The sequence below is a fragment of the Streptomyces sp. NPDC056161 genome, assembly GCF_042268025.1.
In the GTDB taxonomy this organism is placed as follows: Bacteria; Actinomycetota; Actinomycetes; order Streptomycetales; family Streptomycetaceae; genus Streptomyces.
The window spans coordinates 82,596-106,244 of sequence record NZ_JBHJUV010000037.1; the positions used below are offsets into that span (position 1 = coordinate 82,596).

The 23,649-nt window shown below is 72.6% G+C and carries 16 protein-coding genes; 7 read left to right on the forward strand and 9 right to left on the reverse strand.

The window, feature by feature from the left end:
- Nucleotides 1-21: 21 nt before the first annotated feature.
- The 8 genes from ACFC09_RS29960 to ACFC09_RS29995 form a co-directional block, all read right to left on the reverse strand.
- Nucleotides 22-1,308 carry a TRAP transporter large permease subunit gene (locus tag ACFC09_RS29960; RefSeq protein ID WP_376533462.1) on the reverse strand — a complete coding sequence of 429 codons (1,287 nt, stop codon included), beginning with the start codon at nt 1,306-1,308 and terminating at the stop codon, nt 22-24.
- Nucleotides 1,309-1,311: 3 nt separating this feature from the next.
- Nucleotides 1,312-1,860 (reverse strand): hypothetical protein, encoded by a 549-nt coding sequence (locus tag ACFC09_RS29965; protein ID WP_376533463.1) that lies wholly within the window; start codon nt 1,858-1,860, stop codon nt 1,312-1,314.
- On the reverse strand, nt 1,857-3,989 hold the full coding sequence (locus ACFC09_RS29970; RefSeq protein WP_376533464.1) for a hydantoinase/oxoprolinase family protein: 2,133 nt from the start codon (nt 3,987-3,989) through the stop codon (nt 1,857-1,859). The genes ACFC09_RS29965 and ACFC09_RS29970 overlap by 4 nt, the downstream gene beginning before the upstream one ends.
- A 103-nt stretch (nt 3,990-4,092) precedes the next feature.
- Entirely contained in the window at nt 4,093-5,691 is a 1,599-nt protein-coding gene (locus ACFC09_RS29975; RefSeq protein ID WP_376533481.1) for an FAD-dependent oxidoreductase, read from the reverse strand.
- A gap of 77 nt (nt 5,692-5,768) precedes the next feature.
- On the reverse strand, nt 5,769-6,863 hold the full coding sequence (locus tag ACFC09_RS29980) for a LacI family DNA-binding transcriptional regulator (protein WP_376533465.1): 1,095 nt from the start codon (nt 6,861-6,863) through the stop codon (nt 5,769-5,771).
- Between the two features lie 369 nt (nt 6,864-7,232).
- Nucleotides 7,233-7,802: a TetR family transcriptional regulator C-terminal domain-containing protein gene (locus tag ACFC09_RS29985; RefSeq protein ID WP_376533466.1), complete on the reverse strand. Its 570-nt coding sequence runs from the start codon at nt 7,800-7,802 to the stop codon at nt 7,233-7,235.
- Nucleotides 7,803-7,975: 173 nt separating this feature from the next.
- Nucleotides 7,976-8,695 carry a hypothetical protein gene (locus ACFC09_RS29990; protein WP_376533467.1) on the reverse strand — a complete coding sequence of 240 codons (720 nt, stop codon included), beginning with the start codon at nt 8,693-8,695 and terminating at the stop codon, nt 7,976-7,978.
- The gene (locus ACFC09_RS29995) at nt 8,692-9,510 is read right to left on the reverse strand and encodes an alpha/beta fold hydrolase (RefSeq protein WP_376533468.1); all 819 of its coding nucleotides are present in this window, start codon (nt 9,508-9,510) and stop codon (nt 8,692-8,694) included. Before ACFC09_RS29995 ends, ACFC09_RS29990 begins: the two co-directional genes overlap by 4 nt.
- Nucleotides 9,511-9,901: 391 nt before the next feature.
- On the opposite strand from ACFC09_RS29995, the gene fdh reads away from it, so the two are divergent.
- From fdh to ACFC09_RS30025, 6 genes are all read left to right on the forward strand, one after another.
- Nucleotides 9,902-13,201 (forward strand): formate dehydrogenase, encoded by a 3,300-nt coding sequence (gene fdh, locus ACFC09_RS30000; protein WP_376533469.1) that lies wholly within the window; start codon nt 9,902-9,904, stop codon nt 13,199-13,201.
- On the forward strand, nt 13,198-14,220 hold the full coding sequence (locus ACFC09_RS30005; protein ID WP_376533470.1) for a 4Fe-4S dicluster domain-containing protein: 1,023 nt from the start codon (nt 13,198-13,200) through the stop codon (nt 14,218-14,220). Before fdh ends, ACFC09_RS30005 begins: the two co-directional genes overlap by 4 nt.
- Complete coding sequence (nrfD, locus tag ACFC09_RS30010) at nt 14,217-15,242, forward strand: NrfD/PsrC family molybdoenzyme membrane anchor subunit (RefSeq protein ID WP_376533471.1); 1,026 nt, start codon at nt 14,217-14,219, stop codon at nt 15,240-15,242. Before ACFC09_RS30005 ends, nrfD begins: the two co-directional genes overlap by 4 nt.
- 185 nt (nt 15,243-15,427) lie before the next feature.
- A complete protein-coding gene (locus ACFC09_RS30015) occupies nt 15,428-16,666 on the forward strand; it encodes a PepSY-associated TM helix domain-containing protein (RefSeq protein WP_376533472.1) in 1,239 nt (412 codons plus the stop codon).
- 139 nt (nt 16,667-16,805) lie between these two features.
- On the forward strand, nt 16,806-17,321 hold the full coding sequence (locus ACFC09_RS30020) for a DUF5134 domain-containing protein (RefSeq protein WP_376533473.1): 516 nt from the start codon (nt 16,806-16,808) through the stop codon (nt 17,319-17,321).
- Nucleotides 17,322-17,448: 127 nt separating this feature from the next.
- Complete coding sequence (locus tag ACFC09_RS30025; RefSeq protein ID WP_376533474.1) at nt 17,449-18,051, forward strand: nitroreductase family protein; 603 nt, start codon at nt 17,449-17,451, stop codon at nt 18,049-18,051.
- A 108-nt stretch (nt 18,052-18,159) separates the two neighbouring features.
- Here ACFC09_RS30025 and ACFC09_RS30030 read toward each other — a convergent pair whose 3' ends face one another.
- On the reverse strand, nt 18,160-19,152 hold the full coding sequence (locus ACFC09_RS30030) for a helix-turn-helix domain-containing protein (protein WP_376533475.1): 993 nt from the start codon (nt 19,150-19,152) through the stop codon (nt 18,160-18,162).
- A 181-nt stretch (nt 19,153-19,333) separates the two neighbouring features.
- Between ACFC09_RS30030 and ACFC09_RS30035 the strand changes: the two genes are divergently transcribed.
- On the forward strand, nt 19,334-23,515 hold the full coding sequence (locus ACFC09_RS30035) for a hypothetical protein (protein ID WP_376533476.1): 4,182 nt from the start codon (nt 19,334-19,336) through the stop codon (nt 23,513-23,515).
- Nucleotides 23,516-23,649 lie beyond the last annotated feature (134 nt).

The window sequence follows — 23,649 nt, forward strand, 5'->3', positions numbered from 1 at the left end:
CTGGGATCGGATGATGTCGTGTCAGAGGTAGGTGGCGGCGGTGACACACAGGCCGCCGAACGCCACGGCCCACACATAGGGCAACGTCCTGACCATCACCTGCTGCGGTGAGACGCCCGCGTACTGCGCGCTCCACACCGTCTGGGTACTGGTCGGGTCGGCGACGCCGAAGACCTGGTTGTACGAGGTGGCCATGCCGAGGACGGCGACGGCCGGGTAGATGCCGGTGGCGACGAGGACGCCCGCGATGCCGGCGCCGAGCCCGTACACGTTCAGCGGGCCGCGGTACAGGCACAGCGGCACCAGGATCGTGAAGACCAGCACGAACAGCACGGCGTTGTGCGGACTGACCGCCTTGACCAGCGGTTGCAGCGCGTCGACCGCGCCCGGCAGCTTCACCGCGGCGAGCAGGACGCCGATCGCGACGAAGAGGGTGATCGGCGGCGCCGCCACCTCGAAGCCGCCGTACAGGGTGCGCAGCAGACGCCGGTTCATCTCGCGCGGCCGGGTCGTCGTCACCAGCGCGTACAGCACGCCCGCCAGCAGCGAGGGGATGATGGCCAGGTCGAAGCCCAGGGCGAGGACCAGCGGCACCACCGGGGTCAGCAGCGCGTACCACGGGGCGTCGCCGAGCAACTGCCGGCGACTGCGCGAAGCCGGCTTCTCCTGCACCGACCTGAGCGACCAGGTGTGCTCCACGCCGCGCCGCCGCGACTCGATCAGCACGTAGGCGACCGCCGCCACCAGCGCGAACGGGAACAGCTTCAGCATGAAGCCGCGCACCGTGTCCACCGGCAGCTCCAGCGCCGTGGAGAAGAACTGCCACACCGGCAGTTCGAACGGCATGCCCGCGGCGATGCCCATCAGGATGGTGCCCGCGGCGGTCACCTTCGGGATGCCCACCGCGATCATCGCCGGAATGCCGATCAGTCCGGCGAGCATCGCCGCGGGCGCCGACCCGGACACGGTGCCGACCAGAGCGGACACCGCGAGCACACCGAGCGCCACGACCACCGGCCGGTCACCGCCGAATTCGACGATCTTGCGGACCAGGGTGCCCGCGATGCCGGTCTCCTCCAGGAGCTTGCCGAGCCACGAACCCAGCAGGATCGCGATCATCGTGGCGGCGAGCGCCGGCGCGCCCTCCTGGAACACCGTGTCCAGCACGCTGTTCTTGCCGGTCAGGGGTGCCCCCGCGAGGAAGGCGATCACCACGGCGAGCAGCACCAGCGCGAACGCGGTCGGCAGTTTGCGGCTGAGCATGGCGGCGACTCCGGCCGCCATGACGAGCAGAATGACGACACCCATCGATCATTTCTCTCTTTCGCAATACGCGGCGGCCAGCGCCTCCGTGAGCAGCAAAGGGCTGCGGCCCAGGCCACAGGCGGCACGGGCGTAGGCGTGCGCGGCGAGTTCGTCCGCGCCCGCGACATGCGCGTACAGACGGCGCCGCCCGAGCCGCAGCGCCGTGTGCCCGAGCGCCCGCTTGAACTCGGTCCGCACCTCGGCGTGGTGGAGCCAGGCATGCGCCTGCTCATGGGCGAGGGCGGCGGCCCGCACCGATCCCTCGGGGAACCAGTGCCGCCAGCCGCGCTCGGCGACGAGCCGTTCGGCGCGGTCGACCGTGTCGACGTACACCTCGACCACCGGCGGCCGCGACCGGTACCGGGCCAGCAGCCCGGCGGCCAGCCCACCGGTCCGCTCGACCACCCGCACCGGCGCCGGGTCCGGGGTCATGCGCCGCCCGAACTCCTCGGCTGCCAGCGCCCATTGACGCAGCAGCAGCGGATCACGGCCCTCGTGGGTGGGGGTGCCCGCGAGCAGCCGCACCGCCAGGTCCAGGTCGTGGCCGCCGCTCATGTGCGGGACTCCACGACCGCGACCACCGGTTCCTCCGCCGCGCGCGCCCGCAACTCGCTGCGGGCGAGCGCCAGCAGGGCGTCCGGTTCGAGGACGCCGGACAGGTCCGCGATCCGGCCGCCCACCAGGAGCCGCACGGCCGGTGCCCGCACCCCGCCGTCGCCGTACGAGGTGGCGTCCCGCACCAGCGACGCCAGCGCCTCACCGGCGCCGCCCACCGTCGTGGTCGCCACCCGCGCGTCGGACACCCCGAGCCGTACCACACCGTCCGCGTCGACCACCCGCACCGGCTGCCGGTCCGCACGGAACCTGCGGCGCACCTCGGTGCCGTACACCGTGTACGCGTCCGTGCCCGCCAGCACCTTCACCCGTTCCTGCGCGGCCTTCAGGCTGGTGGCGGCCGCGCGCAGCCGTTCCGTGCCGTCCGCGCGGTGCGCCCGGTCCTGGGTGCGCAGCTCGGTCGCGCCCGTGGCGACCGCGCGCACCGTGTTGGTCTGCGGGTCGACCGTCACCTCCACCTCCACGCCGTCCGCGGCCGCGCCCTGCGCGACGACCGCGCGCTCGGCCTCGGCGCGCACCGCGAGGATCTGCTCCTGGGAGGCGCCGGGAATGATCCGCTCGACCTGTTCCCGGACCAGCGCGAGGGCCACTCCGATCGGACTGATCACCTCGCTGTGCCGGGCGATGCGCCCTTCGAGCCCGGTGTCCGCGGCCAGGTGCGGGGTCACCGCCGCAGCGCCGCCGCCCCCGCCGACCAGGACGGCCGCCTCCCGGTCCAGCCGGTAGTCCCGGATCATCGCGTCCACCACCGACCTGACCTGCGCGGTCCCCGCGTCGAGCACGGCCCGCGCCGCGCCCGCCACGTCCGTGCCCAACACCGCGGCCAGCGGCGCCAGCGCGGCCCGTGCCACCTCCTGGTCGCAGCGCGCGAAGTCGCCCTCGGGGACCCGGCCGAGCGCGTTCGCCGCGCACGTCATCGTCACGGCGAAACGGCCGCCCGCCGCGTCGAGGACGAGATGGTCGTCGGGGTCGCCGTCCATCGGCCGCACCGTGGCGATCCGCGCGTCGCGCAGGTCGTCGAGCGAGGCGAAACAGGCGTACGGCAGCCCCGCGATGTGCGCGCTGCGCGGCCCGACACCGACCACCCGGTTCCCCGAGATCCGCACCATGGACCCGCCGCCGACACCGACCGTCCGCACGTCCAGCGCGTTCAGGTACGACGTTTTGCCGAGGATCGTCGCGTGCCGCACCGCCACCTTGCCGCGCCGCACCACGCTGATGTCCGTCGACGTGCCGCCCGTCTCCAGGAACACGCCCTCGCTGATCCGTTCCTGCATGAGCGCGCCCGCCACCCCCGCGGCCGGGCCCGAGAGCACCGTCAGCAGCGGGCGGCGGCGCATCTCGTCGAGCGACATGACGCCGCCGTCACAGCGCATCACCATCAGCGGAGCCGTCACACCGGCCTTGGTGATGGACGCGTCGACCAGATCGGCGGTGGCGAGCATCCGGGGCAGGATCGCCGCGTTCACCACCGCCGTCCGGGTCCGCTTGTGCAGCCCGTAGAGCGAGGTGATCTCGTGGGCCGCCGCGAGCGGCAGCCCCGAGGAGCGGGCCACGTCGAGGACGGCCTGCTCGCCCTCCGGCCGGTCCACCCCGAACGGCTCGGTGGCGACCAGGACCTGGGCTCCCTGGTCGCGCACCCGGTCCACGGCCGTGCGCACCGCGTCGGCGTCGAACGGGTCGGCCACATGCTCGTAGGCCAGCGGAAGCCGCTTGCCCGGGGCGAGTTCGAGCCTGCCGAAGGCGGCGAGCCGGCGGGTGACGACCGCGCCCGGCCCGCTGCCGATCCCGATCAGTCCGACCTTCGCCACATCGCCCTCCAGCAGGGCGTTCGTGGCCTGGGTCGTGCCGTGCGCCAGGAAGGTGACGTCGGACGGGGTCCGGTCCACCTGTGCCAGGAGCCGTTCGAGCGCCTGGACGATCCCGTGCGCGACACCGTTCTCATGGTGATGGCTGGTGGGCACCTTCACCTGGCCCACCAGAGTGAGCGTCGCGGCGTCGACCGCCACGGCGTCGGTGAACGTGCCGCCCACGTCGATGCCGACGCGGATGCGACGATCAGCGGTCATGTCAGGGCACCTCCTTGTGCTTGACGTGCGTATGACGTGCGTATGACGTGTGTATGACGTGCGTACGTTGCTGACTGGGCGGGGGAGGGGAGCGCGGTCGGCGTCAGTAGCCGCGGACGTCGGGCCAGTGCCGCTGCACGCCCGCCCGGTCCAGGACCCGCCCGAACTCCTCGAACCGTTTGTCCTCGGCCTGCACCTGCCGCGGCTCGACGTCCTCGGCGAGACAGTGGGCGGCGAGCGCGCCCGCCACCTCACCGACGTTCCACTCGACGGGGTGCAGCCGGTAGCAGCCGTTGGTGATGTGGGTGGTGCCGATGCTCTTGCCGGCCGGCAGCAGGTTGCGCACCCGGCGCGGCACCAGCGCCCCGAGGGGGATCTCGAACGGCACCGAGCCGATGTCGATGTACGTGTCGCCTCCCGTGGAGGGGTGCAGATCGATCCGGTAGCCGCCGACGCCGACCGAGTCGCGGTAGTGGGTCGTGCCGTACGGGCCGACCACGTCGATGGCGACGTCCTGTTCGACGACCGTCGTCACCGCCTTGATCCGCCGCGACTCGCGCACGTAGGCCGCCTTGGCGAGCCCGTCCGCGGTGCCGGTGACGTCCGGACGGATCCGCAGCCCCGGGAAACCGGTGCCGCCGTCGGCGCGCGGCGCCTCCGTCTGGAGCCAGTACAGGACCGAGAGGGACAACTGCCGTGCCTCGCGCAGCGCGTCGGCCTCCTGGCCGATGTAGGGCTTGAGCCAGTAGTCGTTGAGCGGCCAGTTGACGAGGGTGATGTCCGAGTCGAAGGCGCCCGGCCGGTGCAGCCCGCGGGCCAGGATCCGCCTGAACCCCCACAGTTCCTTGTCGCCGGCGTCCGCGCTCTGGTCGGCGCTGACCGCCAGCGGGTCGAGGTCCGGGTTGGGGACGAAGGTGCGGGGGACCGGTTCGAGCGTGCGCGGGTCCGGCGCCTCGAACCCGAGCAGCGGGCCCGGCCAGAAATCGGGCCGGTAGCTCCGCCAGAAGTCGTAGTCCTCGGGCCGGTCGACCGTGTGGTCCTGGCCCTCGTGGTGCGAGAGCGCGAAGCACACCGTGATGCCCTGCTGGTTGTCCGGCTGCGCCGTCGACGGAGCGTGCGGCTCCCCGAACTCGTCCTGCGCCTCGGCCCCGCTCGCGTGCTCCACACCGGCGAGCGCGAGCAGTTCACCGGTCTCGGTGGCGTCGATGACGTACCGGGCGGAGACGGTGGTCAGCGTGCCGTCGCGCAGGTCCCGTACCGTGACGGCGCCGACGGCGTCGCCGTCCGTCTCGGCGGAGACGGCCCGGTGCTCGGTCAGGACGGTCAGCAGACCGGACGCCCGGTGCGGGGCGAGCATCCCCTCCAGCACGGCGAGCGCGACGCGCGGTTCGTGGCACAGCTTGCTCACCCGTCCCGCGCCCGGGTTGAGGTCCGGTATGCCGAGCGCTTCGGAGCGCAGCGGGTACCACTGGCGGTAGTACGCCCGGATGCCCTCGCGCAGGGCCCGGTAGGTCGCCGTCGTGCCGAACTGCTCCACCCAGGGGTGCTCGTCCGGCGGCACGGCCTGCGCCGTGAGCTGGCCGCCGATCCAGTCGGTCTCCTCGGTCAGTACGACCCGCCGGCCCGCCCGGCAGGCGGCGAGCGCGGCGGCGACCCCGCCGAGGCCGCCACCGACGATCAGGATGTCCGGTTCGTCCATCACACTGTTCCTCGTACTCATCACGTGAACTGCCTTGCTCGTTCGGGGAGCCGGCGCGCAGCGGGCGCCGAGTCCGGTGTTCATACGGGGCCCGCCGTCGCGCCGGTGCGGAACTCGCAGGGCACCAGGGGCTCCTGGGCCTCGTCGCCGGCGACCAGCGCGGCCAGCAGCCGTACCGCCGCGGCGCCGAGCCGCTGCCGGGGGATGTCGAACCCCATCGGCACGGGCTGGGCGGCGAGGTCCGCGGGCGGGCTGCCGAGCAGCCCGAGCGAGACGTCGGCCGGGCAGGCGAGCCCGGCCTCCCGGACGGCCGCGCTCAGCGCCCGCCATGCCGCCCCGGTGTCCGTCTCCTCGGCCACGAACGCGGTCACCCCGTCGGCGACCAGGGCGCGCACCCGCTCCGCCGTCATCTCGCGTTCCGGATCGGTGCAGCGGAGCACCGCGTCCGGACCGTCCGCGATGCCCGCCGCGGCGAGTCCGGACAGGAAACCCTGCTGCCGGTCCGTGGAGGCCGGGGCGTCGTCGTCCTCGCGCACCAGCACGATCCGCCGGTGCCCCAGTGCGGCGAGATGCGCCACGACGTCGCGGCTGGCGCTGACGTAGTCGGCACCGACCCAGGCCAGTCCCTCCAACTCCTCGCGACGGCCCAGGTGCACCACCGGGAACCCGTCGGCGACCAGCCGCTTCAGCTCGGCCCGCGGGACGTGCCGTCCGAGGAAGAGGCAGCCGTCGGCCAGCCGCACCCGGCTCAGCGCGTCCGGCCCCGCGGCGCCCGCGCCTCCGCGACTGGATCCGGTGAACAGCACCAGGTCGTAGCCCCGGGCGGCGGCCTCCTGCTCCACGCCCACCAGGAACGGGTAGTACGAGTGCTGCACGTCCGTCGGGAACGTCGCGGTGAAGCTGAAGACGCCGAGCAGGTTGTTGCGGGCCGCGGCGAGCCTGCGGGCCGCCGGGTCGGGCACGTAACCGAGGCTGCGCGCCGCGTCGAGGACACGTTTGCGGGTCTCCTCGGAGATCGTGGCCGCCTTGCCGTCGGCGCGCTCCGACAGGACCAGCGACACCGTCGCCTGGGACACCCCGGCGAGCCGGGCCACCTCGGCCTGCCGCGGCCGTGACGTACGGCCCGCGGGTGCCGGGTTCCGTCCCGGCTTGGCCCGCTTCCTCGGTTGCTCCACGCCTTGCGCTCCCTCGCTCACCGCTCTGGTAATGCGCATTACTAATGCGCATTACTGCACTGTGGGGGTGATGCCGCTGTCGTGTCAAGACTTGTGCCGAGGGAGATGTGCCGGCCGCCTCGGGCCCCGCTCGCCCTCCTGCGACACCCGGGCACCGCGTTCAGGCGGCTGCGCTCCCGGCTCGGTGGCGGTGGCCGGCATGCCCCTCACGGGCGTCCCGGCGTCGTACCGGATGCGCCTGCGCGGCAGGGGTTCGGCAGGTTCTGGCGGAGAGCTGTCGTGGGGGTGGGGGCTCAGGGCTGAGCCCGCGCGAGGCGCCGCCCGCCTCCTGGCGAAGAGGCGGGCCGGGGACGGAATTCCGGGGTCGGGTCAGGCGGCCAGCGAATCCAGTACGACGAAGAAATCGTCCAGCGGCGCGCCGCTGCGAGCGACCTTAGCCCGCATCGCCGCCCCTTCCCAGGCGCTCACCAGGAAGCGCGCCAGCACGGCGCTGTCCACCTCGCTCGCCAGTGCCCCGGCCGCTCGGGCTTCGTCCAGCGCCGAGGCGAGAAGCGACTCCCAGCGCCCGAGCCGGTCACCCACTTCCTCCCGCATCACCGGGCTGTGCGTGGACAGTTCCGATCCGAAGTTCCCGAACATGCAGCCCCGGGCGTACGCGAACCGTGCCAAGTCACGTGCCAGGTAGGTGAAGTGCGCGCGCATGCGCTCGACGGGCGGGACCGACCTGTCGGCGAGCATCGCCAGCTCGCGGGTGTCGGCATAGCGGCGCATCACTTCGAGGGCCATGGACTCCTTGCTGTCGAAGTGGTTGTAGAAAGAACCCTTCGGCGTGCCGGCGGCATCGGTGATGTCCTTGATGCCGGTGCCGTTGAACCCGTGTTCGTGGAAGCGATCAGAAGCGGCGTCTATCAGATGTTCGCGCATGCTGGGCCTGGGCATGTACCGCACTCCTCCGTAGCCTGCTCGCCAATGTGGTCGGTCGTCTTTGTCCTGTCAAGTCGGGCGGCGTTACATCGTTCCAGGTCAAGCGGTTCCGCCGGGTGCGGGTCCGCTGGATGAGGGGCGGGGAAGGGAGTCGGTGAGCCGCTCGTCCCGGTCGGCCGGCGGGTCGTTCAGGAGAACCGGATGTCGCTGAGGTCGATGGAGACCATGACGGGGTCCGGGATCGCCCGCAGGTCGTCGTCGCGGCGGTACGCCCGGCGCCGGGTCGGCAGTCGGATGCCGTCGGCCTCGACGATGTCGTGGACGTACTGTGCGGCGGCGAAACCGCCGGCGATGTCGACGTGGTAGTCGTGGCGGCGCAGCAGCCGGTCCGGGCCGAAGTAGAAGTCCTGGCGGGTGCTGTGACTGGCGATTGCGGCGGGGAAGGTCGCGCGGAGTCCGGGCCACACCTGATGTCCTTCCCGCCAGGGCTCGATCTCCTCGACCTCGAAACCGGGCATCGCCAGCAGGAAGGGCGTGGTGAGGTACGTCCAGAGTGCGTATCCGTTGAAGTACGCCCGGTCCAGGGGATCCCACGGCGTCTCCAGGACGTGGTGGCGGAAGGCCCTGCGTGGCTCCATGCGCTCGGCGACGACGACGCCGTCGGCGTTCTCGACGGCGATACGGCCCGGGGTGAAGTCGGTCCGCCGGCCGGGAGCGCCGAACGGGGCCACCGAGGCGTGCTCCTCGTGCAGGCGCACGGTCATCTCGCGGGGCGTCGGATCCTGCGGAAGCCCCTTGGCGGCGAACAGTTCGCCGCCGCTGACGAGTGTCGCGCGTACGGAGCCGAGTCGGCGCCAGCGGTCCAGACCGCCGTGGGCTTCGAGGGCCTCGCGGAGCAGGCCGATCATGAGGTGGCCTGCCACCACCGGGTGACCACGTCGGCGTAGTCGCCGGCGCTTTCCTCCCAGACGAAGTGGCCCGCGTCGATGACGTCGAGCCGGCTGTGGGGCAGCCGCTGGTGCAGGTACTCGGCGTTGTCCAGCGGCACCACCGGGTCGTGGCGGCCGGCGATGATCTGGACCGGTGTCTCGATGGCGGGCAGCAGCTCACCGAGGACCGGCAACTCGGTGGGGTAGGCGCGGACGTAGGCCATCTGGTCGACGAACCGCTGACCCACGTAGGAGGCGAGATAGTCCTCGCGCACGGCCTCCGGCAGTGTGTAGCCGTGGATGGTGTCGATCGCGGCCGTCACGGCGGCCTTGGGACCCATGGCCCGGTACGGGGTCAGGTCCTCGTCGTGCACCCACTCGTTCAGGGGGCTGCCCAGTTTCAGGGGGACCGACGTGCCGCCCGTGCCCACGACCAGGCTGCGGAACCGCTCCGGATGCCGGGCCGCGGCGAACAAGGACGCGGCCGTGCCGATGTCCGGGCCCACGACGTGCGGTTTCGCCAGCTCCAGCGCATCGGCGATCCGCACGATGAAGTCGCCCATCGCCGTGGGAGACAGCAGGTCCTGCCGGAGCTCGGAGTGCCCGAACCCGGGCAGGTCCACCGCGATCAGACGCGCGTGCCCGGCCAGTTTCGACCAGGTCGCGTCATAGGAGTACAGGCTCTCCGGCCACGGGCTCAGCAGCAGGGCCGCACGGTCATGGGGCCCGTCGCTCTCGGCGTACCTGATGGACAGGCCGTCGACCATGCGGAACCGGGGCTTGATCTCACTCATGCCTTTCTCCTCTTGTTCGATTTGTTCAATGATTTGGGGTAATAAGTCACGTAAATCGATGGTGGGTGCCGTTTGACGGGCGCCTCGCTCGTTTTAAGATGACCGGTCATTTTCAACTTGTCAACCTCACCCACTGATGCGCCGTTCCCCCGGGGCAGGGCGAGCGCGGCATCCGTCCCCCGGCGTGGCGTACGTCATGGCGCGTACGTCATGGCGGGGCGCCGGAACTCGGTGCCCCGTCCCGCCGACTGCTGGGGCGGTATGCCTTCGACCGCCGCCGTACCCACCCGCGCGGAGGGCCACGTGCCGTGCCGGCCCGTGCCCGGACTTGCGGTCGGTTCCCCGGCTTGTAGCGTCGTGGGGGAGACCTTGTGCGAAGGAGCTGTGGCGCATGGGTGTGAAACGGTGGATCGACTCCTGGCCGGTGTACCGGCAGCTCACCGGCACGGACCCGCTGGGCCGGGGCAGGGCGGCCGAGTCGCCCCGCTCCGCCGGCCTCGTCGGGCACACCGAGACCGCGGACCGGATGGTGCACTCCGTGTGCCCGTACTGCGCCGTGGGCTGCGCCCAGCGCGTCTACGTGAAGGACGAGAAGGTCGTCCAGATCGAGGGCAACCCGGACAGCCCGATCTCCCGCGGCCGCCTGTGCCCCAAAGGCTCCGCCAGCAAGCAACTCGTCACGGGCCCGCAGCGCGAGCAGCACGTCCTCTACCGGCCGCCCTACGGCACCCAGTGGCAGCGGCTCGATCTGGAGACCGCCCTGGACATGGTCGTCGACCGGATGCTCGACGCCCGTCGCAAGGGCTGGCAGGACACCGACGCGGACGGCAGGAAGCTGCGGCGCACCATGGGCTTCGCCGGTCTCGGCGGGGCCACGCTGGACAACGAGGAGAACTACCTCATCAAGAAGTTGTTCACCGCCCTCGGCGCGTTGCAGATCGAGAACCAGGCCCGTATTTGACACTCCGCCACGGTTCCCGGTCTGGGAGCCTCGTTCGGACGTGGCGGTGCCACGGACTACCAGCAGGACCTGATCAACTCCGACTGCATCATCATCATGGGCTCGAACATGGCCGAGGCCCATCCGGTCGGGTTCCAGTGGGTCATGGAGGCCAAGGCACGCGGCGCCAAGGTCTTCCACATCGACCCGCGCTTCACCCGCACCAGCGCCCACGCCGACCAGCACATCACCATCAGGGCCGGGACGGACATCGCGTTCCTGGGCGGCGTGATCAACCACATCCTCACCCATGACCTGGACTTCCGTGAGTACGTGCGGGCGTACACCAACGCGCCCTTCCTGGTGAGCGAGCGGTTCCAGGACACCGAGGACCTGGACGGGCTGTTCAGTGGCTACGACCCGCACACCGCGGCGTACGACGCGTCGAGCTGGTCGTACGCGAGCGTCGCCGCGCGGCAGCGGCCGGGCCGGCAGGCCAAGGAGACCTCCGAGCCGTACCAGTACGGAGCCAAGGGCCCCTACGTCGAGGCGGCCGGCGGCGAGATCGAGGCCGACCCCACCCTGCAACACCCGCGGTGCGTGTACCAGGTGCTCAAGCGGCACTTCTCGCGCTACACGCCGGAGATGGTGGAGCGGATCTGCGGAGTGCCGCAGGAACTGTTCCTGGACGTGTGCCGGGCCTGGACGGAGCACTCCGGCCGGGAGCGGACCACCGCCCTGGTGTACAGCGTCGGCTGGACCCAGCACTCCGTGGGCGCCCAGTACATCCGGACCGGGTCGATCATCCAGCTCCTGCTGGGCAACATCGGCCGTCCGGGCGGCGGGATCTTCGCGCTGCGCGGCCACGCCAGCATCCAGGGCTCCACCGACATTCCCACGCTGTTCAACCTGCTGCCGGGCTACCTGCCCATGCCGACCGTCGAGCACGAGAACCTGGCCGCTTACCTGGACACCGTCCGCGGGCCGCGCGAGAAGGGCTTCTGGGGCGACGCCGAGGCGTACATGGTCTCCCTGCTCAAGGAGTACTTCGGCGACGCCGCGACGGCGGAGAACGACTACTGCTTCGGCCACCTGCCCCGGATCAACGGCGACCACGGCACCTACCGCACCGTGATGGACATGGTCGACGGGAAGGTCTTCGGCTACCTCCTGCTCGGCCAGAACCCCGCGGTCGGCTCCGCCCACGGCCGGTTGCAGCGCCTCGGCATGGCCAACCTCGACTGGCTGGTCGTCCGCGACCTCACCATGATCGAGAGCGCGACCTTCTGGAAGGACGCGCCGGAGATCGAGACCGGTGAGATCGTCACCGAACGCTGCCGCACGGAGGTGTTCTTCTTCCCCGCCGCGTCGCACGTGGAGAAGTCCGGCACCTTCACCCAGACACAGCGCATGCTCCAGTGGCGGGACCAGGCCGTGCAGCCCTCCGGGGACCAGAGGTCCGAGCTGTGGTTCTTCCACCAGCTCGGCGTGCGGCTGAAGGAGCGGCTCGCCGGCTCCACCGACGAACGCGACCGCCCGGTCCTCGACCTGGCCTGGGACTACGAGACCGAGGGCGACGAGCCCTCCTCCTCGGACGTACTGCGCCACGTCAACGGCATCGACCTGCGCACCGGCCGTACCGTCGACAGCTACCTCGACCTCAAGGCCGACGGCAGCACGGCCTGCGGCTGCTGGATCTACAGCGGGGTCTACGCCGGTGAGACCAACCAGGCCCGCCGCCGCACCTCCCGCTTCGAGACCGGACCGTACGACGCGGAGTGGGGCTGGACCTGGCCGCTCAACCGCCGTGTGCTGTACAACCGCGCCTCCGCCGACCCGGACGGACGGCCCTGGAGCGAGCGGAAGAAACTGGTCTGGTGGGACGAGGAGGCCGGCGAGTGGACCGGCCACGACACCCCGGACTTCCAGCGGACCAAACCGCCGCACTACCGGCCGCCGGACGGGGCGACGGGCCCGGACGCGCTGGGCGGCAGCGACGCGTTCATCATGATGCGCGACGGCAAGGCATGGCTGTACGCCCCGGCCGGACTCGCCGACGGGCCGCTGCCCACGCACTACGAGCCGCACGAGTCGCCCATGCGCAACCTCCTCTACGGCCAGCAGGGCAACCCGGTGCGCAAGGTCTACGGGCGTCCCGACAACCCGTCCAACCCGGCGCCGCCGGAGGCACACGCCCAGGTGTTCCCCTATGTGTTCACCGCCGCCCGGCTGACCGAGCACCACACGGCCGGCGCCATGAGCCGGCAACTGCCGTACCTGGCGGAACTCCAGCCCGAGCTGTTCGTCGAGGTGTCGCCCGAACTGGCGCGGGAGCGCGGCCTGCACCACCTCGACTGGGCCCATGTCGTCACCAGCCGGACGGCCGTCGACGCGCGCGTCGTCATCACCGACCGCATGGCGCCGCTGCGCGTCGACGGCCGGGTGGTCCACCAGGTCTGGATGCCCTACCACTGGGGCGCGGCGGGCCTCACCAAGGGTGATGTGGTCAACGACCTGATCGGCGTGGTGGCCGACCCGAACGTGTTCATCCAGGAGAGCAAGGTGCTGACCTGCGACGTGCGGCCCGGCCGGCGTCCGCGGGGGCCGGCCCTGCTCGAATACGTGCAGGACTACCGCCGGCGGGCCGGCATCACCGTGGAGACCGGCACCCGCATAGCGACGGCCGGCGGCCACGCCGAGCGCGCCCACACCGAACCGGACGATCCCGATCTGCCGCAGGAGTCGTCATGACGTCTCAGAACAGCTTCTACGGGCCGCTGGCGGACCCCGCCGGGAACGCCGGGCACTCCTCGGACCACCCGCCGCGGATGGGCTTCTTCACGGACACCTCCGTGTGCATCGGCTGCAAGGCGTGCGAGGTGGCCTGCAAGGAGTGGAACGGCGTCCCGGAGGACGGCATCGACCTGCTGGGCATGTCCTTCGACAACACCGGCATGCTGGGCGCCAGTTCGTGGCGGCACGTCGCCTTCATCGAGCAGGAGCGCCCGCTCGGCCGGCAGGACGCGGGCCTCGCCGATCTGCCTGTCGGCCCGTCCAGCACCGAGGGCACGGCCGAGGTCGTGGCCGATGCCCTGGAGGACACCGAGCGCGGCGGCGCCGACCTCGGCACCGCCCCGGTGGACCTGGGCTTCCCCTCGTTCGACCTGCCCGGCACCGGGACGGGCGCGGAGACCCGCACCGAGTTCCGCTGGCTGATGTCCTCCGACGTGTGCAAGCACTGCACCCACGCCGGGTGCCTCGACGTGTGCCCCACCGGTGCCCTGTTCCGCACGGAGTTCGGCTCCGTGGTGGTGCAGCCCGACATCTGCAACGGCTGCGGCTACTGCGTGTCCGGCTGCCCCTACGGTGTCATCGACCGACGGCCCGACGACGGCCGGGCCTGGAAGTGCACCCTGTGCTACGACCGGCTGCGCGGCGGAATGGAACCGGCCTGCGCCCAGGCGTGCCCGACCGACTCCATCCAGTTCGGCCCGCTCGACGAACTGCGCGAGCGCGCCGACCGGCGGCTGGCCGCCCTGCACGAGGCCGGGGTGCCCGAGGCCCAGCTCTACGGCCGTGACCCCGACGACGGCGTCGGCGGCGACGGCGCGTTCTTCCTGCTGCTGGACGATCCCGAGGTGTACGGGCTGCCACCGGACCCGATCGTGCCGACCCGCGACCTGATGTCGATGTGGAAGCACGTGGGGGTGGCGGCCACGGCGCTGCTGGCCGCCTCGGCCGCGGCCTTCCTGCGCGGGGGGCGGCGATGAGCGGGGACGACGCGATCCGGCCCGACGGGCAGCACCGCGGCGGCCGGGGCCGGGACGACGACGGGAGCCGGGAGCGGTCCATGGTGCCGCGGGCGGAGTTCCGCTCCTACTACGGCCGTCCGGTGCTCAAGCCGACGGTGTGGGAGTGGAAGATCCCCGCGTACCTCTTCACCGGCGGCCTGTCGGCCGGTGCCGCGCTGCTCGCGGCCGGCGCGGACCTGACGGGACGCCCGGAACTGAGGCGGGCCGGCCGCGTGGGCGGTTTCGCCGCGCTCGTGGTCAGCATGTACCTGCTGGTGGCGGACCTCGGCCGGCCCGAGCGCTTCCACCACATGCTGAGGGTCGCCAAGCCGAGTTCGCCCATGTCCGTCGGCACCTGGATCCTCGTCGCCTACGGCCCTGGCAGCGGGCTGGCGGCCACGGCCGAGTTGCTGCCCGCCGGTCTGCGCGGCACGCTGCCCGGTCGGCTGCTGCGCCGAGCAGCCCGCCCGGCCGGCCTCTCCGCGGCCCTGTTCGCCCCCGGAGTCGCCTCGTACACGGCGGCCCTGCTCTCGCAGACCGCGGTGCCCGCCTGGCACGAGGCCCACCGCGAGCTGCCGTTCGTGTTCACCGGCTCGGCGGCGGCCAGCGCCGCCGGCCTCGGCATGGTGCTCGCTCCGGTGGCGGAGGCGGGCCCGGCCCGGCGGCTCGGCGCGGTGGGCGCCGCGGCCGAGATCGTCGCGTCCCGGCTCATCGACCGGCGTCCGGGCTTCGTGACCCGGGCGTACACCACCGGCCGGCCGCACCGCCTGCGCAAAGCCTCCGAGTGCCTGACCCTGGCGGGAGCGGTCACCGCGCTCACCCTGGCCCGCCGCAGCCGCGCGGCCGCCGCCGCGGGCGGACTCGCCCTGATGGCGGGCAGCGTCCTGCAACGCTTCGGCACCTTCGAGGCGGGCGTGACGTCGGCGAAGGACCCCGCCTACGTGGTGAAGCCGCAACGTGAACGCCTCGGCGCCCGGCGCCGGGACCAGGAAGGCGAGTGACCTCGTCCGGCCGGCGACCTCGTCCGGCCCGGCGACCTCATCCGGCCCGGCGACCTCATCCGGCCCAGTGACCTCGTCCGGCCCGTGCTCGGCCGACGGGTGTCGGTGAGGACGTCCGAGACGCAGGCGACGACCCCCACGACGGACGCCGCTCTTTCCGGCGAACCGCAGCCGACCGCGCCGCCGTGGCGGAGGCCGACGGGACGCCGCAACTGGAGGCCGCCCTCTACCGGTACGAGTTGAAGGTGACACCCCGGGGCGAGGCCGACCCGCTCGCCCGGCAGGTGGCCGCGGCCCGGCAGGCGGTGACGGGCGGCACCCTGGTGTCGGTCACGCCCGCGCCCGGCCCCACCGACTCGACACGCGTCGTCTTCGGCAAGCCCGGTCTGCCCGAGGGATACGTGCTCACCGCGTTCGTCGACCCCTACGACCACAAGGTGCTCGGCACCCTGGAGACGTACGGCCAATGGCTGCCCGTGCGCGCCTGGCTCGACAGCCTCCACCGGACCCTGAACCTGGGCGAACTCGGCCGTAACTACAGTGAACTGGCCGCCAGTTGGCTGTGGGTCGAGGTGCTCGACGGGCTCGCCCTGTGGGCCGGCACCCCACGCAACCGGCGGCGGCTCGGCCACCTGCTGCTGCCACGCCGCGGCAGCAAGGGGCGGCGGCGCACACTGACCTGGCACGGGGCGGTCGGTCTGTGGGTGTCGCTCGGACTGCTCGGCCTGTCCGCGACCGGCCTGACCTGGTCCGCGCACGCGGGCACCGGCATCGGCAGACTCAAGGACGAGCCGGGCGGCGGGACCCCGGCGGTCTCCACGGCCCTTCCCGCCGCTGACGGCGGGGCCGCGGTCCGTGGCGGGAGGGCGGACGTGGGCATCGACGCGGTGGCGGCCGCCGCCCACGACGCCGGTCTGCGCGGAGCGCTCGTCATCACTCCGCCCGCCGGGGCGGGAGCCGCGTACGTCGTGCAGGAGAAGACCCGGTCCTGGCCCGAACGGCAGGACTCGGTCGCGGTCGACCCGGCCACGGGGAAGGTCACGGCGCCCCAGCGCTTCGACGACTACCCCCTGCTTGCCAAGCTGACCCGCTGGGGCATCGACGCGCACATGGGTCTGCTGTTCGGCCTCGCCAACCAGATCGCGCCGGCGCTTCTCGCGCTCGGCCTGATCGCGATGATCCTCTGGGGGTATCGCATGTGGTGGCTGCGCCGGCCCACCCGGACCGGCGGTCTCGCCCTCGGGCGTCCGCCCGCGTGCGGTGCCTGGCGCCGGCTGCCCGGTCGGGTCCTGGCGCCGGCCGTGCTGGTGGCCGCCGTCCTCGGTTACCTCCTGCCCCTGTTCGGGCTGCCCCTGCTGGTGTTCCTGGGCGCCGGCCTGACGGTGGGCGCCGTGCGGCGACGCCGGGCAGGGGTGGTGTCATGATCGCCGCGGGCGGACTGCGCTGGATCCTCCCCCTGGTGTTCGCCGTACCCGTCGTCCGCGGGGCGTGGTCGGCGCTGCGGCCGGGAACGGCCGCCGCCGAACGGGTCGACCACACCCTGCACGCGGCGAGGGCGCCCTCATGGCCGCGATGGCCTGGCCGTGGGGCATGAACCTGTCGGCCGCGCCGCAGGTCGTGCTCTTCTCGGCGGGCGCGCTGTGGTTCCTGGCCGCCGCGCCGTTCCGGGCCGGTGACCGGGCCCGGCACCGCGCGGCACTCGCCGCCTGCCCGCACGCCCTGATGATGGGGGCGATGGCCTGGATGGTGGCGGCGATGGACTCCTCCGGCGCGATGGCCGGCCACTCGGGATCCGGCGGCATGCCGGGGATGGACATGTCCGGCGGCACGGGGATCGCCGCCATGAGCCTTGTGGGGAACGGACCGAGGAAGGCGGCGGGGCTGCTCGCCGTCGCCCTGGCGGCGGTCGGTCTGACCTGGCTGGCCCGCGCCTTCGACCGGGCACGTGCCCTGCCGCCCCCTGCCGGGCCCGCGGGCCGGTCCGGACCGGCGGGCGCGGACACCGTCGGTGTGCCGGCTGCCGCCTGCCATGCCGCGATGGTGCTGGGCATAGCGGTGATGTTCGCCCTGCTCGTGTGAGGCCGGCCAGGGGACGAGGACCCGACGCACAGCCGGTACGCCACGCGCACGGACGTGCGCTCCGGCCGCACGGAGGTCGCCGCAGTCCCCGTGGCCCCAGCGGGCGTTCGTGGCAGGATCTGCCCCCATGGAATTCTCCGAGGTGATCCGACGCCGGCGCATGGTCCGCCACTATTCCGACAAGCCGCTCGCCCCCGAGGTCGTCGAACGGGTCCTCGCCGCCGCGCTGCGAGCGCCGTCGGCCGGCTTCTCGCAGGGCTGGGCGTTCCTCGCCCTGACCGAGCCCGCCGACCGCGCCCGCTTCTGGCCGTTCGTGCCCACCCGCGTGGAACAGACACCGACCATGCAGGACGCACCGCTGGTGGTCGTGCCCCTCGCCCACAAGGCGGCCTATCTCGAACGCTACGCCGAGCAGGACAAGGGCTGGGAGGACCGCGCCGAGTCCCGCTGGCCCGCGCCGTACTGGCACATCGACACCGGGATGGCCGCGCTCCTGATGCTGCTGACGGCGGTCGACGAGGGTCTGGGCGCCTGCTTCTTCGGCATCATGCCCGAGCACCTGCGGCCCTTCCGCGCCGAGTTCGGGATCCCCGACGCGTACGACCCCATCGGCGGGATCACCGTCGGCTACCGCGCCGACGACCTCCGCGCGCAGGGGCCTCGGATCCGGGAACGCCGCCGCGGCACGGGCGAGGTCGTCCACCGCGGGCACTGGGGCCGACACACCTGAGCCCGCTCCCGCGCACGCCGGCCCGGCCCGTCCGGGCCGCACCCGCTTCCGCCGCGGCCGGCCGGGCGCTCCCGTCCGCGCCTCCCGTCCGCGCCTCCCGTCCGGGCGTCACAGCCAGCCGCGGCGGGCCGCGGTCAGACCGGCCTGGAACCGGGTGTCCGCGCCCAACTGGCTCATCAGGCGGTGGATACGCCGCTGGGTGGTGCGCTCGCTCCAACCCTGGGCACGGGCGATGGCGGCGTCCGTGAGACCGGCCGCCAGCAGCGACAGCAGCGACCGGGTCACCTCGTCGGGTTCGTCGGCGCCGTCGTCGTAGTTCCCCGGGGCGGCTGCGCCGTCCGCCAGGGGCAGCGGGACACCGCGTTCCCACTCCACCTCGAACAGCCTCTCCAGGGCGGTCAGCAGGGGGGAGCGCTGCACCAGATATGCGGCGGACTGGCCCCCCGGCGCGGAACTGAACGGGACGATCGCGGCCCGGCTGTCGCAGATCACCATCTTCAGCGGCAACTCGCTGCGGACGCGGGCCTGTTCCCCGGCCCTGACACTGGCCAGGATGTCCCCGGCGAGCCGGCCCGGCCAGGCGATCGCGGCCCGGTCGTAGACCACCCGGTGGGAGATGCCCTGCCGTTGCTGCTGGAGCTGGTCGGCGAGGTTGCTCCCGGGCCGGTCGACGTACGGGGGCCGGTCGAACGCGCGTACCTGCCGCTGTGCCTGAGTGGTCAGCCGCTGCACCGCGTCGCTGACGTCCGTGCGGTCGGTGAGGAGTTCCACCCCGAGGTCGGGGCGGCTGATGCGCGACGCCTCGCGGTGGTGCTCCATCAACCGGTGCACCTGTGACCGGGCTTCGTCGAGCTGCTTCTCCCGCCGGCGGATCAGACCGTTCACCGCGACATCGGGTGCCACCGCAGCGAACCGGGGCGGCCGGCCGGTCGCCCGGGTCGCCAGGCCCTCCCTGACCAGTCCGGCAAGCTGCCGCGCGGCGGCCGGGACGGACAGCTCGCAGGCGGCGGCCAACTGCGCTGCCGTGGACCCCGGAAGGCCGACCAGCGCGGTGTAGACGCGCTCTGTTTCATCTGTCAGTCCCAGCACGTTAAATGCCACGTCTTCCCACCGCCGTCCATGGCAGCCACCCGCCAGTTGGCGGAAGTCAGCCACCACTGTCACCTTGTGCCACTGCTGTTTCGATTGACATCTTCCCTGTCTTGGAAGCGGCGTGGTCCGGCAGGGCCCGGTCGACGGCGCCCCTGACCTGTACGCACTCGTCTCCCTTCGAAGGGGTGTCATGTCCCGTGCCCGTCCCAGCGGCCGGCGTCTCGCCGCGGTCGCCGCAGCCGTAGCCGCCCTGACCGTCGGCGCGTCCACCGTGTCGGCGACCGCCGCGTCCCCGGCCCCGTCCGCGGTCCCGTCCGCGCCGCGGACCGACGAACCACCACCAGCGTCGGGCAGGGCCGCGGTGGGCGGCAGCACCCTGACGAAGCCGCCCGCCCAGAAGCAGGGCGTGGTACCCGGCCAAGTACTGCTCACCCTGGACGCGGGCACCTCCGTGACCGGGCGCCCGGTCTCCGGCAGCCGCGTCGCCGCCCGTGTCCCGCAGACCAGCGACTCGAAACTCAACTCCAGGCTCAAGGCGGCGGGCGCCACGTCCCTGCACCCGCTGCTCCCCTCGGCCGGCACCGCCACCACGAACGAGCTGACGGCCGCGGCCCGCGCCGAACTCGGCGCGGCTGCCGCCGACCTGCCGCACACCTATGTGGTCACGACGCGGCAGAAGGACTCCGCCGTCGTGGCCCGCAGCCTCGCCGCGGCACCGGGAGTCGCCGACGCCGAACCCAACCGCTACGTCAACACGATGAGCACCGGTGCCCGTCCGGTGCCGTCGGCCGACCTCAAGGCCGCGAAGGCGGCCACCTCCCAGCAGGCGCCCGCAGGTTCGCCCGCGGCGTCCGGCTCCGCCACGCCGTCCGCTCCGGCCGACTCCTCCGACTCGGACGGTGTGCCCGCCAACTACGCCCTGACCGACTCCGCGCAGGCCATGCTCAACGCGGGCGGCGTCAACGCGACCGGGGCGTTCTCGCTGCTGAAGAAGAAGTACGGGCAGATACCCGGCCAGGGCGAGGTGATCACCAACGTCTCCGTCGGCGACCTGACCGACCAGTCGATGGCCGACGCCGGCGACTCCTACGTCGCGTCGTACGGCCCCACCACGGTGCTGCGGAACGGGCAGCGCTATCTGGACCTGCCGTCCATGCCGCTGATACCGGCGTACGTGGCGGCCTCGGACGGCTCGCTGTCCGGCAGCGCCTCCACCGAGCAGCAGGACCCCGTGCTCGACGAAGTCCTCCTGGACTTCAGCGTGATGGCGCCGCTGCCGCACGACCAGCAGCGCCCGGACCGCACCGGCAGCGGCTACACCGACCTGCTGGGCATCGCACCCGGCGCGGACTACCGGCTCGTCGTCCCGCAGACGCCGACGATGGACCAGATCGCCGTCGCCCTGCTGGCCGCCGCGCAGCAGAAACCGCGGCCCTCCGTCATCACCGCCAGCCTCGGCTACGGCACCGACTCGATCGGCTTCCCCGGCCGCTACCTGGAGGACGACCCGTACATCCGGTCGATCATCACGTCGATCGTGCACAAGTACCACATCGTCGTGTCGATCTCCTCCAACGACGGCACCCGCCTCTACACCCCGACCTCCGTCGGCCCCGACGGCGGCAGCACGCCCACCGAGGTCACCGAGAACGGCTCGGCCGCCACGTCCATCGACGACGACGCCGAGTCGACCACCCCCACCGTGGTGCCGGACTCCGGCGCGATCGCCGTGGGCGGCACCACCCTCGACGACACCCTCGCCGCGCCCGCCGGCTCCGCCCATTCCGCCGGGGCCACCGTCGCGGAGACCCGGATCAGCGGATCCGGCACGTTCTCGTCGGGCTTCGGCAGCCGCGTCGACCTGTCGGCGCCCAGCGACGGCATCGTCGCCTTCCAGCACACCACGGGCCAGGGCCCGCAGGCCGTCACCCCCGTGCTCAACGGCGGCACCTCGGCGTCCGCCCCCGAGGTGGCCGCGGCCGCCGCGGTCGTCCTTCAGGCCGGGCGGCTCGCGGGTCACGACCTGACGCCCGCGCAGGTGCGCTCGCTGCTGGAGGAGACCGGCAGGGCCGTGCCGACGCCACCCCAGATCGACCGACCGCTGCACGTCGGCCCGCAGATCGACGTCACCGCCGCGGCCGAGGCCGCGCTCGGCGACACCGGGTCACCCTCCCTCGTCCGCCTGTCGATGGCGCACCGCGTCACCCGAGGGGCCCTCGGCGGCTCGTTCCTGGAGGCCACCGACCCGGACCGCATCGACCTCGGTGACAGCGCCTCGGGCGGCACCGGGGAGGGACTGGTCGGACCCGTCACCTTCGCCGGCGACGTCACCGGCTTGCCGAAGAACGCGAAGGCCCAGTACACCCTCACCGTCGCAGACACCGTCTTCCGCTCCGGCACCCCCACGATCCGGGTCACCCCGAAGCAACTGCTCGACGCGGCCGGCCTGCCGGTGGTCTCCACCACGGACCGCACCCTCAAGGTCACCTACCGGGTGCTGACGGACGGCAGGGTACGGGCCGAGGCCCAGCGCACGATCGCCGTGGGGCCCAGCGACGGTACGTACGTCGAGGCCACCGCACCGACCGCCCCGGCCGTGGCCAGGACCGGCAAGGACGTCACTGTCTCCTACGACATCTCCGGCGTCACCCGGACCGGCGACCCGCAGTTGGTGGTGTCCACCGTCGACCACTGGAACCCCGTCCTCGGACAGATCTTCACCGCGGGCTGGCACCAGGCACTGACCGCGAAGCAGGGCACGATCACCGTCCCCGCCGACGCCTTCGCCGGGGGCGGCGGGCTCTACGGCATCGGCATCGCACAGTCGGGCTACGGCGGTGACCCGACCAAGGTGGTCTACGGGGAGTTCGCCCCGATCCGCATCGACGGCGGCTCGGCCGCCGACCGGCCCGCCGCGCCCGTCATGGCCGGCACCGACCGTGTGGCCGGCCACTTCGCCGAAGTGACCCGCGGCGCACCCGAGTTCGGCCTGACGTACGACGTCACCGGCATCCCGGGGGCGAAGTCGGCGGTCGCGGAGTTCTCGGCGCCCGGTCCGACGCTCTACAACTCGCTCAACACGTTCACCAACGCCAACGGCACGACCTATGACGACGACGGCGTGAACACCCCGTCCACCGCCCGCGCCGCCCTGTCCGGCAAGAAGGGCACCGAGTGGCTCGACGCCCTCACCCTGGGACTTGCCACGTCGGCCTCCTACGGGGTGCGGATCCTCGCCCTCGACGGCTCGGGCCGTGTCGTCGGCCAGGCGTCACCGGTCTCGACCCTCCAGGTCGACGACGGGCTCGCCCCGGACGGCAGCACCGTGCTGAGCTTCGCCGCCGCGGGCGACGACTCCATCGCGGCGCTGCGCACGGCGGCCGGCGGCACCGAGGTACGGCACTACTCGACGAAGACCGGCGTCTACGGGGCGGTGCTCGCCTCGGACCCGGGCACCGGATCCGACTACGAGGTACTGGGCGGCGACCCCGGCTCCCACCGCGTGCTGCTCGTGCACCGGACCACCTCGGGCGGCGACGTGCGGGTGGAGACCTGGAACACGGCGACCGACTCCCTGGCCGGCCGGTTCACGCTGCCCACGGCGGACTACACGTTCGTCACCGGGCAGGTCGACGCAGGCCACGACCGCGCCGCGCTGCTGCTGCGGTCGGCCACGGACAAGACCGACATCGTGCGGAGCGTCGACCTGGCCGACGGCAGCGCCGGAGAGCCCCTCAAGGCCGACCCGGACGGAGTGCAGCCCGGCACGTACTCCCTGATGACGATCGACCGGTCCAGCGGCGAGTTGTTCCTCGCCAAGCAGGCCACACCGTTCCTGTGCCTCGGCGGGGTGACGGTCGCGCGGGTGGACCTGGACCACGGGACGGTCTCCGCCGGCGGGTCGTTGCCCGGGTGCGGTCACGGCCTGGCCGCGGACGGGGCGGGCACGCTGTACGACATCACCGCCACCGCGATCAGCACCAAGATCGCCCCCACCGGCGTGATCAGCTCGATGAACCAGGCGGACGGCAGCCAGGGCGACCCGGTGACGCTGCGCAAGGCCAGCCCGAGCGCACTCGCGGTCGACGGGACCAACAAGCTCGCCGTGGTCTCGTTCACCCGGCCCGAAGGGACCGTGTACTTCGGCTCGCAGGCGGGATTCGTGGCGGACAACAACGCCACCGGCCAGTTGCAGATCGTCGATCTGGCCGCGGGGAAGACCAGCGCCGTCCTGAACGGGTACACCGTCACGAGCCACGGAGGTCCGCTCCTGTACGGCGGCCAGGCGGCGTCCCTGCAACTGGACCCGGCGACCCGTACCGGCTGGACGTACGGACCCTACGACGAGCAGATCCGGCAGTTCTCCTACTGAGGAACCGCCTCCTCTCTCCTGCCGAGGTACCGGTTCCTCCCTCCTGCCGAGGCACCGCCTCGTCCCCGAACCTCCTGCCGGGCGTCCGCCACCCGTGGCGCCCGGCAGGGGACACCACCGCCCCCGCGGCGACC

What these genes read in the sequence shown, in the direction of transcription:
- ACFC09_RS30005 (WP_376533470.1), top strand. Translation starts at nt 13,198, where the DNA reads ATGACGTCTCAGAACAGCTTCTACGGGCCGCTGGCGGACCCCGCCGGG.
- ACFC09_RS29965 (WP_376533463.1), bottom strand. Translation starts at nt 1,860, where the DNA reads ATGAGCGGCGGCCACGACCTGGACCTGGCGGTGCGGCTGCTCGCGGGC.
- ACFC09_RS30035 (WP_376533476.1), top strand. Translation starts at nt 19,334, where the DNA reads ATGTCCCGTGCCCGTCCCAGCGGCCGGCGTCTCGCCGCGGTCGCCGCA.
- ACFC09_RS30020 (WP_376533473.1), top strand. Translation starts at nt 16,806, where the DNA reads ATGGCCGCGATGGCCTGGCCGTGGGGCATGAACCTGTCGGCCGCGCCG.
- ACFC09_RS29960 (WP_376533462.1), bottom strand. Translation starts at nt 1,308, where the DNA reads ATGGGTGTCGTCATTCTGCTCGTCATGGCGGCCGGAGTCGCCGCCATG.
- ACFC09_RS29995 (WP_376533468.1), bottom strand. Translation starts at nt 9,510, where the DNA reads ATGAGTGAGATCAAGCCCCGGTTCCGCATGGTCGACGGCCTGTCCATC.
- ACFC09_RS29985 (WP_376533466.1), bottom strand. Translation starts at nt 7,802, where the DNA reads ATGCCCAGGCCCAGCATGCGCGAACATCTGATAGACGCCGCTTCTGAT.
- ACFC09_RS30025 (WP_376533474.1), top strand. Translation starts at nt 17,449, where the DNA reads ATGGAATTCTCCGAGGTGATCCGACGCCGGCGCATGGTCCGCCACTAT.
- nrfD (WP_376533471.1), top strand. Translation starts at nt 14,217, where the DNA reads ATGAGCGGGGACGACGCGATCCGGCCCGACGGGCAGCACCGCGGCGGC.
- ACFC09_RS29990 (WP_376533467.1), bottom strand. Translation starts at nt 8,695, where the DNA reads ATGATCGGCCTGCTCCGCGAGGCCCTCGAAGCCCACGGCGGTCTGGAC.
- ACFC09_RS29970 (WP_376533464.1), bottom strand. Translation starts at nt 3,989, where the DNA reads ATGACCGCTGATCGTCGCATCCGCGTCGGCATCGACGTGGGCGGCACG.